This is a genomic window from Salinicola sp. NYA28a, from assembly GCF_976982775.1.
Window position 1 is genome coordinate 173,691 of the sequence record NZ_OZ334582.1, and the last position, 15,392, is coordinate 189,082.

The window sequence follows — 15,392 nt, forward strand, 5'->3', positions numbered from 1 at the left end:
CCCTTTGATGAACCGGTTCTTCCGAGCCTCATGCTTTCTGGATCGACACCGTATGCACTATCCCGCTCTCGTTCCCGGCATCCTGCTGCGACGCTACAAGCGATTCCTGGCCGATATCGAACTCGAGGAGGGGCGCGAGGTCGTGGCGCACTGTCCCAATACGGGCTCCATGCGAGCCGTCAACGTGCCGGGCTGTCGCGTATGGCTTTCCGAGAGCACCAATCCTGCCCGCAAGCTGGGCTGGACCTGGGAGTTGATCGAGCTGCCCGATGGCAAGGGCGGCGTCGAGTGGGCGTCGGTACACACGGGGCGGACCAATGCGCTGGTGGAAGAAGCCCTGCACGGCGACGTCATTCCGGAACTGGCGGGCTTTGACGAGCTCAAGCGGGAGGTCAGCGTCGAGGGCGCCAGGCTCGATTTCCGGCTGCGGGATGCGAATGCTCAGGACACTTTCGTCGAGGTCAAGCAGGTCACGCTCAAGGAGAGCGACGGCCATGGCTATTTCCCCGACTCGGTCAGCGAGCGGGGCCGGCGTCATCTCGAGGTGCTCGCCGAGCTGGTCGATCAGGGGCATCGTGGCGTACTGCTGTTCTGCGCGGCACACACGGGCATCGACGATGTGGCACCGGCGGCGCATCTCGATCCGGCCTACGCGCGAACGCTGCGAGCGGTCGCCGCCCGCGGGGTGGAGGTGCTGGCTTATGGCTGCCGGGTGACATGGGTCGAAGGGCGACCCGGCGCGATGACACTGGATCGCCGGTTGAGCGTGGATCTGGAGCGGTGCTGGCAGCCCGCCGACGGCGAGTCGCGCTAGCGTCCGCGCCTTACCCGGAAGATCGCCGTTTCGCCGAACAGGTTGGGCCAGAGCCGCGATGTCCAGTGACCTTCGTGGTCGGCGCTGCCGACTGCTTCGTCGACGATGGTGACGCCCTTGTCGCGGCACAGGCTGGCGAAGTCCTGAAACGTCGACAGATGAATGTTGGGCGTGTCGTACCAGGCGTGCGGCAAGGAGCGCGAAACCGGCATGCGACCGCGGAAGGTCAGATGCAGGCGGTGCTTCCAGTAGGCGAAGTTGGGGAAGGCGATGATGCACTCCGGAGCGACCCGCAGCATCTGGTCGAGCATGGTGTCCGGGCGGCGCAGTACCTGCAGCGCCTGAGTCATGATCACCAGATCGCAGGCATCGTCGACGAAGTTGCCCAGACCGTCGTCTAGGTTCTGTTCGAGCACGTTGACGCCCTTGCCCAGACAGGCGGCGATGCCATCGGGATCGATCTCCAGGCCATAGCCGGTGACGTTCTTGTGGCGAGCCAGCGCCGCCAGCAGCGTGCCGTCACCGCACCCCAGGTCGAGAACATGGGCGTCGCTGGGGACCCAGTCGTAGATCAATTGAAGATCCGCACGCATCAGGCTGTCTCCCCGGTGATGTCGGCGTGGATGCGCCGCATGTAGCTGCCGAAAACCGCTTCGTACTGGTCGTTGGGTAGCAGGAAGGCATCATGGCCGTGGGGCGAGTCCACGTTGACGTAGCTGACCGCCTTGCCCGCTCGCAGCAGGGCGTTGACCAGTTCCCGCGAGCGCGCCGGCGCGAAGCGCCAGTCGGTGGTGAAGCTGACGACCAGGAACGGGCACGTCGCCGGCGCCAGCGCTGCCGCCAGGTCGCCATCGTGCTGCCCCGCGGGATCGAAGTAATCCAGCGCCTTGGTCATCAGCAGATACGTGTTGGCATCGAAGCGGGTCGAAAAGGTATCGCCCTGATGGCGCAGGTAGGATTCGACCTGGAACTCCACGTCATAGCCGAAACTCAACTGATCGCTGCGCAGGTCGCGGCCGAACCGCGAGCCCATCGAATGTTCCGACAGATAGGTGATGTGACCGATCATTCTGGCCAGCTTCAGGCCGAGCTTGGGAATCGCGTCGTGGTCCGCATACCAGCCGTCGTGGAAATCCGGGTCCGAGCGGATCGCCTGTCGCGCCACTTCGTTGAAAGCGATGTTCTGCGCCGATAGCCGCGGCGTGGCCGCGATGACCGCGGCGTTGGCAACGCGTTCCGGGTAAGCGATCGTCCATTGCAATGCCTGCATGCCGCCCAGACTGCCGCCGACGACCGCAGCGAAGCGCTCGATGCCGAGCTGGTCGGCCAGGCGCGCCTGGCTGTGGACCCAGTCCGCGACCGTCATGACCGGAAACGTGGGGCCCCACCGATGGCCGGTCTGCGGGTTGATGCTGGCGGGGCCAGTGCTGCCGTGGCAGCCACCCAGGTTGTTGAGCGAGACAACGAAGAAGCGATCGGTGTCGATCACCTTGCCGGGACCGACATAGGCGTCCCACCAGCCGGGTTTGCGCTCGTCGACGGTGTGGTATCCCGCCGCATGATGGTGGCCGGAGAGCGCATGACAGATCAGAACCGCGTTGCTGCGGTCGGCATTGAGCGTGCCGTAGGTCTCGTAGACCAGCTCGAAGCGTTCGAGCGTCTTGCCGCAGGCCAGGGCCAGCGGCGACTCGAACGTCGCGGTCTGTGGTGTGACCAGACCGACGGAGTCGGCGGGGAAGGAAGCGGACATGAAACGGAATAGTCTCCAGGTTCAACCAGGACTCACGATCGATAGCTATCGGTGTGTGTCCGAACGCCGCCAGCTGCGATTCGACCATGGTCCGGGCGTCTTTGCCCGGACCGTTGCGGGGCATTGCTGACGACGGTAACGGCGGGCCGGTGCTAGAAGCCGACCAGCGCGCCCGGCAGGCCGGCAGCGCGTGCCAGCGAGCCCACGACGACGCTGTCGAGCAAATTGATGGCGATGAACACCACGATCGGCGACAGGTCGATCATGCCCAGCGGTGGAATCACGCGGCGCACCGGTGCCATGATCGGTTCGACGATCTGCATGACCAGCAGCGCGCCCGGATGGCTGGCTCGCGGTGCCACCCAGCTCAGGATGATCATGATGATCAGCGCGAAGAAGTAGATCTTGAGAATCGCGTTGAGTACGCCGGCGATCCCCGCCAGCAGCAGGCCCTGAAGCGGGGGCATGCCGAAGCCGGCGATCTGGAAGACGGCGATGATCACGATGACCTTGAGCAGAAAGCCCACGAACAGTGTGGCGATATCGATGCGACCGATGGGGCGCAGAAACTTCTGGATCGGCGCGACGACCGGCTGCGTTGCCTTGACGACCCCCTGGCTCATGGGGTTGTAGTAGTCCGCCTGCGAGAATTGCAGCAAAAAGCGCAGCATCAGCACAAACAGATAGATGTTGACCAGCGTGTTGACCAGCATCAGGCCGGCGCTTCCGAGATTACTGCCCATGACTCTCTCCTAGTGATTCGGCGGGTTCCATTCCGGCTCGGTTCGATTGTCGTTACTTGTCCGCCAACTCGCGCGACAGCTCGCGGGCGCGTTCGGCGCAGGCTCGGGTGGCACGATCCACGATGTCCGCCAGGCCTGCTTCCTCGAAGGTCTGTATCGCACGCTCGGTGGTGCCGTTGGGTGACGTGACGCGGCGGCGCAGTTCGGCGGGGTCGAATTCGCTCTCCCGCGCCATCTTGGCGGCGCCGAACGCGGTCTGCAACGCCAGCCGGCGAGCGCTCTCGGCGGACAGGCCCAGTTCGACGCCGGCCGCTTCCAGCGACTCCATGAACAGGAAGAAGTAGGCCGGGCCGCTGCCGGAAATGGCGGTGACGGCCTCGATCTGGGCTTCCTGCTCGACCCATTCGACCAATCCCACCGACTCCAGCAGTTCGGTGGCGAGGCGGCGCTGAGCATCGCTGACCCGGTCATTGGCGTAAAGACCGCTGGCACCCGCGCCGACCAGCGAAGGCGTGTTGGGCATGCAGCGGATCAGGGGCAGACCGCCTCCCAGCCAGCGATCCAGCGTCGCGGCGTCGAGCCCGGCCGCCACCGAGACGACGAGCGGGCGACGTGCCTGGACGGATTCGCGTAGCGACAGGCAGAGGTCGCGCATCATCTGCGGCTTGACCGCCAGCACCACGACATCGGCCTCTTCGATCGCGGCCAGATTGTCCTGCATCGTGCGGATGCCGTAGCGCTGACTGATGGCGTCGCGCTTTTCCTGACTACGCGACGTGGCGACGATGGCCTCGGCGGGGTAGCCGCTGTCGAGCATGCCACCGAAGATGGCGCTGGCCATGTTGCCGGCGCCGATGAAGGCGATACGGCTGGGCTGGTGCGAGTCGATCATGGCAGAGTCCTTGAAAGTAGTCCTGTCGGTCTGAAGAAGAGGCGGGCATCGATACCGTCAGCTTCTGAATGGGGGGCGGCTGCCGAAGATGGCGGTCCCCAGGCGAACGATGGTGGCGCCCTCCAGGACGGCGGCTTCCAGATCGTTGCTCATGCCCATTGAAAGCGTGTCCAGGGGCGCGTCGGGGAAGCGCCGCTGCAATTCGGCCAGCGCGTCGGCGACCTGGCGAAAAGCGTGGCGCTGCTGCTGCGGATCGTCGCTGGGCGCAGGCAGTGCCATCAGCCCGCGCAGGCGCAGGTTGGGCAGCGACAGCAGCGACTCGGCGAGTGCCGGCAGCGCAGCGAGTTCGACGCCCGACTTGCTGGATTCGCCGCTCACATTGAGCTGCAGACAGACATTGATGGCCCCCAGTTCGGCAGGCCGCTGCTCGGAAAGCCGGCGCGCGATCTTCTCGCGATCGACGCCATGCACCCAGCCGAAATGCTCGGCCACGTCGCGGGTCTTGTTGGATTGCAGCGCACCGATGAAATGCCATTCGATGTCGTCGAGATCGGCCAGCGCCTGCTGTTTTTCGAGGGCTTCCTGCAGATAGTTCTCGCCGAAGGCGCGTTGACCGGCCATATAGGCCTGACGCAGCATGTCCGCAGGTTTGTTTTTGCTGACAGCAAGCAGGCGAGCGGCGTCGTTCGGGCGGTCGGCCGCGGACAGCGCTGTTCGAAGACGCTCGCGGGCGCTTGAGAGAGACTCGGACACCGAGGCTTCTGGCATACTGTATGAAGACCTTACGCAGGGGATCGAATAAAAACCCATGGATATTACCGAACTGCTGGCGTTCTCGGCAAAGCAAGGCGCCTCCGACCTGCACCTTTCGGCGGGATTGCCGCCCATGATACGGGTCGACGGTGACATGCGTCGTCTCAACGTGCCGGCACTCGATGACGGCCAGGTGCGTCGCCTGATCTACGATGTCATGAACGATCGTCAGCGCCGCGACTTCGAAGCTGCACTGGAAACCGACTTTTCTTTCGAAGTTGCCGGCGTATCGCGTTTCCGTGTCAATGCGTTCACGCAGGGGCGCGGCGCCGGCGCGGTCTTCCGCACCATTCCCAGCAATGTGATGACAGTCGACGATCTCGGCCTGGGGGATGTCTTCCGCCGGTTGTCGATGCTGCCGCGCGGCCTGGTGCTGGTGACGGGGCCGACCGGCAGCGGCAAGTCGACGACGCTGGCGGCGATGATCGACTACATCAACAGCAATCGCCAGGAACACATCCTCACGATCGAGGACCCGATCGAATTCGTGCACGAGAGCAAGCGCTGCCTGATCAACCAGCGAGAGGTGCATCGCGATACCAAGGGCTTCGCGCCAGCGCTACGGTCGGCATTGCGCGAGGATCCGGACGTCATCCTGGTGGGCGAGCTGCGGGATCTGGAAACCATCCGGCTCGCGTTGACGGCGGCCGAGACCGGGCATCTGGTATTCGGTACTCTGCACACCACCTCGGCGGCCAAGACCATCGACCGGATCATCGATGTTTTCCCCGGCGACGAGAAGGGCATGGTGCGCTCGATGCTGTCGGAGTCTCTGCAGGGGGTGATCTCGCAGACGCTGCTCAAGCGCGAGGGCGGCGGCCGTGTCGCGGCCCACGAGATTCTCGTGGCCACCTCGGCGATCCGCAACCTGATCCGGGAAGGCAAGGTCGCGCAGATGTACTCGGCGATTCAGACGGGCGGCAGCCTGGGAATGCAGACACTGGATGCGGCGCTGTCCCGATTGGTGACGGATGGCGTGGTGACGCGCCAGGAAGCCCATGCCAAATCGCGTGCCGGGCTCGATCAATGAGTTCGCGCCCCGGAATTCGGTATCAGGACATGACATGACCCCCTCTCAATGGTTTGAGCAACTCCTCGACATCATGCTGGCCAAGCAGGCTTCGGATCTGCTGATCTCTACCGGTGCGCCTCCGTGTCTGAAGCTGGATGGCAAACTGGTGGCGCTGGGTGATGTGCCGCTGCAGCCGGATCAGGTGCGCGAGCTGGTCGCCATCGCCCTGCCCCAGGGGCGTCGGGAGGCGTTCGAGGCGGAGCACGAAGCCAATTTCGCCCTGAGCCTGAGCGGCAAGGGACGATTCCGTGTCAGCGCGTTCTTCCAGCGCAGCCAGCCGGCGATGGTCGTTCGGCGGATCGCTTTCGATATTCCCGATCTCGAATCGCTGGGGCTGCCGGACGTGACGGGAACGCTGGCGTCCATCCGACGCGGGCTGGTGCTGGTGGTCGGCGGGACTGGCAGCGGCAAGTCGACGACGCTGGCATCGATGATCCAGCACCGCAATCGGACTGTCGGCGGTCATATCATCTGTATCGAAGATCCCATCGAATACATGCACCCGCACCAGCGCGGCATCATCAACCAGCGGGAAGTGGGAATCGATACCGAGTCCTACGAAGTCGCGCTGAAGAACGCCCTGCGCCAGGCCCCCGACGTGATCGTGATCGGCGAGATCCGAAGCCGCGATACCATGGAGCTGGCGCTCAGCTTTGCCGAAACCGGGCATCTCTGTCTGGCCACTTTCCATGCCAATAACGCCGACCAGGCGATCGAGCGCGTTCTCAGCCTGTTCCCGCCATCCCGGCAGGAGCAAATCGGGATGGACCTTTCGCTCAACCTGCGCGCCGTGGTCGCCCAGCGGCTGCTGCCGCGTCAAGACGGCTCCGGGCGCTGCGTGGCGACTGAGGTCCTGCTCAAGTCCCCCTTGATTAGCGAATTGATCCGGCGCGGTGAGGTGGGGGAATTGAAGGATCTGATGCGGCGCTCCCGCGAACTGGGCATGCAGACCTTCGATCAGGCGCTCTATGAGCTCTACCGGCGAGGGGATATCAGTGAAGGCGTGGCGCTGGCCCACGCCGATTCGGCCAATGACCTGCGCATGCTGATCAAGTATGGCGAGCGCCATCTTCTCGGGGATGGAGGGGACGATGGCGCACGATTTTCATTGGTCGACGATCAGTAGTGTTCGGCCTCTTTACTTCGCGCTACCTGCTCAGGGCGCGTAGATGCCGCCCAGAACGCGAGGGCCGCTGGCACCGGTAACCTCCGGCATATTGCCTGGCAGGCGTTGTATCCGTCGCCAGGCCAGCCACGCGAAAGCGCCGGCTTCCAGCCAGTCGGCCGACCAGCCGAACGCATCGCACTGGCCTATCGAGACGCCGGGAAGATGTATCGCCAGACGCTGCATCAGATGGCGGTTGCGCGCGCCGCCGCCGCAGACGATCAGATCCGTGCGATCGGGCTCGATGAAGGGATGCGCGGCCTGCGCGACGCTGACGGCGGTCAGCTCGGCCAGCGTGGCCTGGACGTCGGCCGCCGCTTCGTGCCCGGATAGCCGTGTTTCCACCCAGCCGAGATGAAACAGCTCCCGCCCGGTGCTCTTGGGCGGTGTGGCGGTGAAATACGGCTCGTCCAGCAGGCGCTCGAGCAGATGGCGGTCGACGTTGCCGCTGGCGGCCCAGTTGCCGTCTTCGTCGATCGGGCCGCCTCGATGCCGGGCGTGCCAGGCGTCGATCAGCAGGTTGGCCGGCCCCGTGTCGAAGCCGATGACCGGCAGCGATGCGCCCGAAGGACCCAACCGCGTCAGATTGGCGATGCCACCCAGGTTGAGGATCAGCCGGGTACGGACGGTGTCGGTAAACAGTGCCTGATGAAAGATTGGCGCGAGCGGCGCCGCCTGGCCGCCGGCCGCCATGTCGCGGCGGCGGAAATCGGCAACGACCCGGCAACCGGTCAATTCGGCCAGGCGGCTGGGATTGTCGAGCTGGTAGGTAAAGGGGGCATCTGCGTAGGGGGCGTGCTCGATGGTCTGGCCGTGGCTGCCGATGGCCGTGATGGCATCGGGTGTCAGGCCGTGGCGCTGCAGCAGCTGACGCACGGCTTCGGCCTGATGGTCGCAGAACGCACTCTCCGCTGCTCCCAGGGCGGCGAAGCTCACCTGCGATGCCTGGGTCAACTCGAGCAGCGCCGTCCTGAGTTCGGCGGCCAGCGGTAGACACAAGGCGTCGATCAATCGCGGGCGTTGGTCGCTCTCGTCATCGATCTCTACCAATGCCGCATCGATGCCATCCAGGCTGGTGCCGGACATCAAACCCACGAACAGTGACATGAAGCTCTTCCTCGTCGTTGTGAAGCAGTGGCGTGAAGCGGTGACCTGACGTCGCGGCACGGTCCGGTGTGGCTCAACGAATATCAGAGACTCATGCTAAGATTGCCGCCTTTCAAGCTCGATAGCGTTGGTAATGGAGACGGATACGATGGCCGAGGTCGATGAAGCGCTGGCGCTGATCAAGCGCGGCACGCAGGAGATTCTGATCGAAGATGAGCTGGTGAAAAAGCTCGAATCCGGTCGCAAGCTCCGTATCAAGGCTGGCTTCGATCCCACGGCCCCCGATCTGCATCTGGGGCACAGCGTATTGTTGACCAAGATGCGCCAGTTCCAGGACCTTGGCCATGAGGTGATCTTCCTGATCGGCGACTTCACCGGCCGGATCGGCGATCCCACCGGCAAGAACGTGACCCGCAAGCCGCTCACCGAAGAAGAGGTCAAGGCCAACGCCCACACCTATCGCGAGCAGGTCTTCAAGATTCTCGATCCCGACAAGACCGAAGTGCGCTTCAACGCCGAATGGTTCAGCGAGATGTCGGCGGCCGACATGATCGAGCTCTCCGCGCAATCCACCGTGGCCCGCATGCTGGAACGCGACGACTTCGAGAAGCGCTACCGCGGCGGTCAGTCGATCTCGATTCACGAGTTTCTCTATCCGCTGGTGCAGGGGTACGACTCGGTCGCGCTGAAGGCTGATATCGAGCTGGGCGGCACCGATCAGAAGTTCAACCTGCTGATGGGCCGCGAAATCCAGAAGCATTTCGGGCAGGAGCCGCAGGTGGTCATCACCATGCCGTTGCTCGAAGGGCTGGATGGCGTGCAGAAGATGTCCAAGTCGCTGAACAATTACATCGGTGTCGACGACACGCCGGGCGTGATGTTCAACAAGCTGGTCTCGATGCCGGACAGCCTGATGTGGCGCTACTTCGAATTGCTGTCGCTGAAGTCCAACGAAGAGGTCGAGTCGATCCGCCAGGATATCGAGCAAGGCGCCAACCCGCGCGACATCAAGATGCTATTGGCGCGAGAGTTGATCGCGCGTTATCACGGTGAAGAAGCGGCAGCCAATGCGCACAAGGCCGTGGGCAACCAATTGGCGGAGGGGGAGCTGCCCGAAGACCTGCCGGAAGTGGCGGTCGATTTCGAAGGTGCTCCGCAGGCACCGATTGCCGCCGTGCTCAATCGCGCCAACCTGACCAACAACAGCGCCCAGGCCAAGGACATGCTCGGCAACGGGCGGGTCAAGGTGGATGGCGAAGTCGTCGCCAAGGACACCATGCTCGAAACCGGCAAGAGTTACGTGATTCAGGCGGGCAAGAAGCGGTATGCCCGTGTCACGCTTGGCTGACGCGAATTGCCTTATATCGCTGAAACGCCCGCCCCGCGCGGGCGTTATCGTTTTTGCCGGCCCGTGTTTTGACCGAATGCACAAAAAGTGACAAACAACACTTGCCAAGCGGGCATCGGATCCGTAAAGTACGCATCCGCTGCCGCCGAGACAGGGTTTCGGAGGCAGCGGAGAAGAAAGCCAAGCGTTTGATTTGATTGAAGAAATCGGTTGACGCAAGGCGGTGAGGCCGGTAAGATCGCTTCCCAGTTCTTCGAAGGATCGGCTCCACCCAGTTTGACCGGAGCCAGCGGGATTCAACGGAAAAAGATGTTGACATCGCCGCCAAGATCCTTAAAATACGCCACTCCTTACGGCGGCCCAGAAAACAAGCGCTGACAAGCACTTGGGTTCGACAACGGCAAAGTAAGGCGCTCTTTAACAATCGATCAGGTAATTGATGTGGGCGCTTGTTCTCGCGTGACAGCCAGTCACGACATATCGAGGCAAGCGACTCGTCAAGATTCGTTTGACCTTGAACCAAGTTTGGTCCGCTTTTCACTCTATCTTCGGGTCGAGAGAAGTAAGGACTATCAGACTTTAAACTGAAGAGTTTGATCATGGCTCAGATTGAACGCTGGCGGCAGGCCTAACACATGCAAGTCGAGCGGCAGCACGGGGAGCTTGCTCCCTGGTGGCGAGCGGCGGACGGGTGAGTAATGCATAGGAATCTGCCCGGTAGTGGGGGATAACGTGGGGAAACCCACGCTAATACCGCATACGTCCTACGGGAGAAAGCGGAGGATCTTCGGACTTCGCGCTATCGGATGAGCCTATGTCGGATTAGCTAGTTGGTAAGGTAACGGCTTACCAAGGCAACGATCCGTAGCTGGTCTGAGAGGATGATCAGCCACACTGGGACTGAGACACGGCCCAGACTCCTACGGGAGGCAGCAGTGGGGAATATTGGACAATGGGCGAAAGCCTGATCCAGCCATGCCGCGTGTGTGAAGAAGGCTTTCGGGTTGTAAAGCACTTTCAGCGAGGAAGAAAGCCTCTGGGTTAATACCCCAGAGGAAGGACATCACTCGCAGAAGAAGCACCGGCTAACTCCGTGCCAGCAGCCGCGGTAATACGGAGGGTGCGAGCGTTAATCGGAATTACTGGGCGTAAAGCGCGCGTAGGTGGCTTGGCACGCCGGTTGTGAAAGCCCCGGGCTCAACCTGGGAACGGCATCCGGAACGGCCAGGCTAGAGTGCAGGAGAGGAAGGTAGAATTCCCGGTGTAGCGGTGAAATGCGTAGAGATCGGGAGGAATACCAGTGGCGAAGGCGGCCTTCTGGCCTGACACTGACACTGAGGTGCGAAAGCGTGGGTAGCAAACAGGATTAGATACCCTGGTAGTCCACGCCGTAAACGATGTCGACTAGCCGTTGGGACCTTTAAGGACTTAGTGGCGCAGTTAACGCGATAAGTCGACCGCCTGGGGAGTACGGCCGCAAGGTTAAAACTCAAATGAATTGACGGGGGCCCGCACAAGCGGTGGAGCATGTGGTTTAATTCGATGCAACGCGAAGAACCTTACCTACCCTTGACATCCAGAGAAGTTGGCAGAGATGCCTTCGTGCCTTCGGGAACTCTGAGACAGGTGCTGCATGGCTGTCGTCAGCTCGTGTTGTGAAATGTTGGGTTAAGTCCCGTAACGAGCGCAACCCTTGTCCTTATTTGCCAGCGAGTAATGTCGGGAACTCTAAGGAGACTGCCGGTGACAAACCGGAGGAAGGTGGGGACGACGTCAAGTCATCATGGCCCTTACGGGTAGGGCTACACACGTGCTACAATGGCCGGTACAAAGGGTTGCGAGACCGCGAGGTGGAGCGAATCCCAGAAAGCCGGCCTCAGTCCGGATCGGAGTCTGCAACTCGACTCCGTGAAGTCGGAATCGCTAGTAATCGTGAATCAGAATGTCACGGTGAATACGTTCCCGGGCCTTGTACACACCGCCCGTCACACCATGGGAGTGGACTGCACCAGAAGTGGTTAGCTTAACCTTCGGGAGAGCGATCACCACGGTGTGGTTCATGACTGGGGTGAAGTCGTAACAAGGTAGCCGTAGGGGAACCTGCGGCTGGATCACCTCCTTAAACGATTAGCTTAGCGTGGTTCAAGCGCTCACAATCAATTACCTGATCGGCCAGAGCAAGACTGTTTGGGTCTGTAGCTCAGTTGGTTAGAGCGCACCCCTGATAAGGGTGAGGTCGGCAGTTCGAGTCTGCCCAGACCCACCAAATTTTGCCGAATACGGCGTTGCTTTTTCCCTCGTGTAGCAGGCTACACGTCGGTCAAAAGCGCCTTGTCTTCGACAAAATTGCATTTATCGGGGCCTTAGCTCAGCTGGGAGAGCGCCTGCCTTGCACGCAGGAGGTCAGCGGTTCGATCCCGCTAGGCTCCACCACTCTCTCGCGACAACCGAGAGACAAGCACAACCCGACAGTCTGACAATGAGTTTTAAGCTATACGCTTGACGTGACGATGAAGCACTCGTGACAGCAAGCTTACAGCTTAGAGCTTATCGCTCTAAACGCTCTTTAACAATTTGGATCATGCTGACAGTTCTTCTCTCTAGAGAAGAACAAACGAGATACGTCTCAAGCGTATCCGGCAATTGTCGAATGATTAATCACTGACCAGACTCCTTCGGGTTATATGGTCAAGCGATTAAGCGCACACGGTGGATGCCTTGGCAGCCAGAGGCGATGAAGGACGTTGTAGCCTGCGATAAGGTTCGGTGAGGTGGCAAACAACCTGCGACCCGGACATTTCCGAATGGGGAAACCCACCCAGCATAAGCTGGGTATCCCACACTGAATCCATAGGTGTTGGGAAGCGAACCGGGAGAACTGAAACATCTAAGTACCCCGAGGAAAAGAAATCAACCGAGATTCCCCCAGTAGCGGCGAGCGAACGGGGAGTAGCCCTTAAGCATGTGACTGGTTAGACGAACGCGCCTGGAAAGGCCGGCCATAGTGGGTGATAGCCCCGTAGTCGAAAACCTGAATGTGTGAAATCGAGTAGGTCGGGGCACGTGAAACCCTGACTGAACATGGGGGGACCATCCTCCAAGGCTAAATACTCCTGGCTGACCGATAGTGAACCAGTACCGTGAGGGAAAGGCGAAAAGAACCCCGGAGAGGGGAGTGAAATAGATCCTGAAACCGTGTGCGTACAAGCAGTGGGAGCAGACTCGTTCTGTGACCGCGTACCTTTTGTATAATGGGTCAGCGACTTATATTCAGTGGCGAGCTTAACCGTATAGGGGAGGCGTAGGGAAACCGAGTCTTAACTGGGCGACCAGTCGCTGGATATAGACCCGAAACCGGGCGATCTATCCATGGCCAGGGTGAAGATTGAGTAACATCAATTGGAGGCCCGAACCCAAGTATGTTGAAAAATGCTGGGATGAGCTGTGGATCGGAGTGAAAGGCTAATCAAGCTCGGAGATAGCTGGTTCTCCTCGAAAGCTATTTAGGTAGCGCCTCACGTATTACCGCCGGGGGTAGAGCACTGTTTCGGCTAGGGGCCCATCCCGGGTTACCAACCCGAGGCAAACTCCGAATACCGGTGAGTAGAGCGTGGGAGACACACGGCGGGTGCTAACGTCCGTCGTGAAAAGGGAAACAACCCAGACCGTCAGCTAAGGCCCCCAAATTCTGGTTAAGTGGGAAACGATGTGGGAAGGCATAGACAGCTAGGAGGTTGGCTTAGAAGCAGCCATCCTTTAAAGAAAGCGTAATAGCTCACTAGTCGAGTCGGCCTGCGCGGAAGATGTAACGGGGCTCAAACCAGGTGCCGAAGCTACGGGTGTGCCTGCATCGCTTAAAGCGATTCGCTGACGTTGCGAAGCAACGTCCAAGCGCTTCCGAACGTCGAGTCCGGACGGGGAAGCAAGAGTCGTTTTAAGGATGCAGGCACGCGGTAGAGGAGCGTCGTGTAAGTCTGTGAAGGTGTGTTGAGAAGCATGCTGGAGATATCACGAGTGCGAATGCTGACATGAGTAACGACAAGGGGAGTGAAAAACTCCCCCGCCGGAAGACCAAGGTTTTCTGTTCTATGCTAATCAGAGCAGAGTGAGTCGGCCCCTAAGGCGAGGCTGAAAAGCGTAGTCGATGGGAAACGGGTTAATATTCCCGTACCGGATGTGATTGCGATGGGGGGACGAAGAAGGCTAGGTGAGCCAGGCGTTGGTTGTCCTGGTGAAAGTCAGTAGGCTGAGGACTTAGGCAAATCCGGGTCCTTTAGGCCGAGAGACGAGACGAACGGACTACGGTCCGGAAGTCATCGATGCCACGCTTCCAGGAAAAGCCTCTAAGCTTCAGATCACATGCGACCGTACCCCAAACCGACACAGGTGGTCAGGGTGAGAATCCCAAGGCGCTTGAGAGAACTCGGGTGAAGGAACTAGGCAAAATGGCACCGTAACTTCGGGAGAAGGTGCGCCGGCTTAGGGTGAAGGACCTCGCGTCCCGAGCTCGAACCGGTCGAAGATACCAGGTGGCTGCAACTGTTTATTAAAAACACAGCACTCTGCTAACGCGTAAGCGGACGTATAGGGTGTGACGCCTGCCCGGTGCCGGAAGGTTAATTGATGGTGTTAGCCCTCGGGCGAAGCTCTTGATCGAAGCCCCGGTAAACGGCGGCCGTAACTATAACGGTCCTAAGGTAGCGAAATTCCTTGTCGGGTAAGTTCCGACCTGCACGAATGGCGTAATGATGGCCACGCTGTCTCCACCCGAGACTCAGTGAAATTGAAATCGCAGTGAAGATGCTGTGTACCCGCGGCTAGACGGAAAGACCCCGTGAACCTTTACTATAGCTTCACACTGGACGCTGATGTTGCTTGTGTAGGATAGCTGGGAGGCTTGGAAACCGGGACGCTAGTTCCGGTGGAGCCAACCTTGAAATACCAGCCTGGCATCATTGGCGTTCTAACTTGGCACCGTGATCCGGTGTGAGGACAGTGTGTGGTGGGTAGTTTGACTGGGGCGGTCTCCTCCGAAAGCGTAACGGAGGAGCACGAAGGTACCCTCAGCACGGTTGGAAATCGTGCATTGAGTGCAAGAGCATAAGGGTGCTTAACTGCGAGACAGACACGTCGAGCAGGTACGAAAGTAGGTTCTAGTGATCCGGTGGTTCTGTATGGAAGGGCCATCGCTCAACGGATAAAAGGTACTCCGGGGATAACAGGCTGATACCGCCCAAGAGTTCACATCGACGGCGGTGTTTGGCACCTCGATGTCGGCTCATCACATCCTGGGGCTGAAGTCGGTCCCAAGGGTATGGCTGTTCGCCATTTAAAGTGGTACGCGAGCTGGGTTTAGAACGTCGTGAGACAGTTCGGTCCCTATCTGCCGTGGGCGTTGGAGATTTGAGAAGTGCTGCTCCTAGTACGAGAGGACCGGAGTGGACGCACCTCTGGTGTTCCGGTTGTCACGCCAGTGGCATCGCCGGGTAGCTATGTGCGGACGGGATAACCGCTGAAAGCATCTAAGCGGGAAGCCTTCTTCAAGATGAGATCTCCCCGAGACTTCGAGTCTCCTAAAGGGTCCAGCAAGACTAGCTGGTTGATAGGCACGGTGTGGAAGCGCTGCAAGGCGTTGAGCTAACGTGTACTAATGCCCCGTGAGGCTTGACCATATAACCCCAAGGGGTT

10 protein-coding genes, 2 tRNA genes and 2 rRNA genes are annotated in these 15,392 nt (G+C 60.5%); 8 read left to right on the plus strand and 6 right to left on the minus strand.

Features of this window, described 5'->3' with window-relative positions; all coding sequences use genetic code 11:
- Nucleotides 1–52: 52 nt before the first annotated feature.
- Nucleotides 53–814: a DNA/RNA nuclease SfsA gene (gene sfsA / locus ACWHY3_RS00810; RefSeq protein ID WP_448127375.1), complete on the plus strand. Its 762-nt coding sequence runs from the start codon at nt 53–55 to the stop codon at nt 812–814.
- Here the strand turns inward: sfsA and metW are convergent.
- From metW to ACWHY3_RS00835, 5 genes are all read right to left on the minus strand, one after another.
- Nucleotides 811–1,407 carry a methionine biosynthesis protein MetW gene (gene metW, locus ACWHY3_RS00815; RefSeq protein ID WP_087720463.1) on the minus strand — a complete coding sequence of 199 codons (597 nt, stop codon included), beginning with the start codon at nt 1,405–1,407 and terminating at the stop codon, nt 811–813. The genes sfsA and metW overlap by 4 nt on opposite strands.
- Nucleotides 1,407–2,564 (minus strand): homoserine O-succinyltransferase MetX, encoded by a 1,158-nt coding sequence (gene metX / locus ACWHY3_RS00820; RefSeq protein ID WP_087720464.1) that lies wholly within the window; start codon nt 2,562–2,564, stop codon nt 1,407–1,409. Before metX ends, metW begins: the two co-directional genes overlap by 1 nt.
- A 152-nt stretch (nt 2,565–2,716) precedes the next feature.
- Nucleotides 2,717–3,307, minus strand: coding sequence for a YggT family protein (locus ACWHY3_RS00825; protein WP_448127376.1), 591 nt, complete (start codon nt 3,305–3,307; stop codon nt 2,717–2,719).
- 52 nt (nt 3,308–3,359) lie between these two features.
- Complete coding sequence (gene proC, locus ACWHY3_RS00830) at nt 3,360–4,199, minus strand: pyrroline-5-carboxylate reductase (RefSeq protein ID WP_448127377.1); 840 nt, start codon at nt 4,197–4,199, stop codon at nt 3,360–3,362.
- Nucleotides 4,200–4,256: 57 nt separating this feature from the next.
- Nucleotides 4,257–4,967 (minus strand): YggS family pyridoxal phosphate-dependent enzyme, encoded by a 711-nt coding sequence (locus ACWHY3_RS00835; RefSeq protein ID WP_448128126.1) that lies wholly within the window; start codon nt 4,965–4,967, stop codon nt 4,257–4,259.
- Nucleotides 4,968–5,007: 40 nt separating this feature from the next.
- On the opposite strand from ACWHY3_RS00835, the gene ACWHY3_RS00840 reads away from it, so the two are divergent.
- Both ACWHY3_RS00840 and ACWHY3_RS00845 read left to right on the plus strand, forming a co-directional pair.
- A complete protein-coding gene (locus ACWHY3_RS00840) occupies nt 5,008–6,042 on the plus strand; it encodes a type IV pilus twitching motility protein PilT (protein WP_448127378.1) in 1,035 nt (344 codons plus the stop codon).
- Between the two features lie 34 nt (nt 6,043–6,076).
- A complete protein-coding gene (locus ACWHY3_RS00845; protein WP_448127379.1) occupies nt 6,077–7,210 on the plus strand; it encodes a PilT/PilU family type 4a pilus ATPase in 1,134 nt (377 codons plus the stop codon).
- Nucleotides 7,211–7,240: 30 nt separating this feature from the next.
- Here the strand turns inward: ACWHY3_RS00845 and ACWHY3_RS00850 are convergent, their stop codons facing one another.
- Entirely contained in the window at nt 7,241–8,356 is a 1,116-nt protein-coding gene (locus ACWHY3_RS00850) for an anhydro-N-acetylmuramic acid kinase (RefSeq protein WP_448127380.1), read from the minus strand.
- 148 nt (nt 8,357–8,504) lie between these two features.
- Here ACWHY3_RS00850 and tyrS point away from each other — a divergent pair, with 148 nt between their 5' ends.
- From tyrS to ACWHY3_RS00875, 5 genes are all read left to right on the plus strand, one after another.
- Nucleotides 8,505–9,704, plus strand: coding sequence for a tyrosine--tRNA ligase (gene tyrS / locus ACWHY3_RS00855; protein ID WP_448127381.1), 1,200 nt, complete (start codon nt 8,505–8,507; stop codon nt 9,702–9,704).
- Between the two features lie 581 nt (nt 9,705–10,285).
- Nucleotides 10,286–11,826, plus strand: a 16S ribosomal RNA gene (locus ACWHY3_RS00860).
- A gap of 67 nt (nt 11,827–11,893) precedes the next feature.
- Nucleotides 11,894–11,970: transfer RNA gene (locus ACWHY3_RS00865), tRNA-Ile, on the plus strand.
- A 91-nt stretch (nt 11,971–12,061) separates the two neighbouring features.
- Nucleotides 12,062–12,137, plus strand: a tRNA-Ala gene (locus ACWHY3_RS00870).
- Between the two features lie 253 nt (nt 12,138–12,390).
- A 23S ribosomal RNA gene (locus ACWHY3_RS00875) occupies nt 12,391–15,376 on the plus strand.
- The 16S and 23S rRNA genes sit together here with 2 tRNA genes alongside, the layout of an rRNA operon.
- Nucleotides 15,377–15,392: the final 16 nt, after the last annotated feature.

Excerpts from the sequence above, each read along its gene's own strand:
- sfsA (WP_448127375.1), top strand. The coding sequence starts at position 53 with ATGCACTATCCCGCTCTCGTTCCCGGCATCCTGCTGCGACGCTACAAG.
- metW (WP_087720463.1), bottom strand. The coding sequence starts at position 1,407 with ATGCGTGCGGATCTTCAATTGATCTACGACTGGGTCCCCAGCGACGCC.
- metX (WP_087720464.1), bottom strand. The coding sequence starts at position 2,564 with ATGTCCGCTTCCTTCCCCGCCGACTCCGTCGGTCTGGTCACACCACAG.
- ACWHY3_RS00825 (WP_448127376.1), bottom strand. The coding sequence starts at position 3,307 with ATGGGCAGTAATCTCGGAAGCGCCGGCCTGATGCTGGTCAACACGCTG.
- proC (WP_448127377.1), bottom strand. The coding sequence starts at position 4,199 with ATGATCGACTCGCACCAGCCCAGCCGTATCGCCTTCATCGGCGCCGGC.
- ACWHY3_RS00835 (WP_448128126.1), bottom strand. The coding sequence starts at position 4,967 with ATGCCAGAAGCCTCGGTGTCCGAGTCTCTCTCAAGCGCCCGCGAGCGT.
- ACWHY3_RS00840 (WP_448127378.1), top strand. The coding sequence starts at position 5,008 with ATGGATATTACCGAACTGCTGGCGTTCTCGGCAAAGCAAGGCGCCTCC.
- ACWHY3_RS00845 (WP_448127379.1), top strand. The coding sequence starts at position 6,077 with ATGACCCCCTCTCAATGGTTTGAGCAACTCCTCGACATCATGCTGGCC.
- ACWHY3_RS00850 (WP_448127380.1), bottom strand. The coding sequence starts at position 8,356 with ATGTCACTGTTCGTGGGTTTGATGTCCGGCACCAGCCTGGATGGCATC.
- tyrS (WP_448127381.1), top strand. The coding sequence starts at position 8,505 with ATGGCCGAGGTCGATGAAGCGCTGGCGCTGATCAAGCGCGGCACGCAG.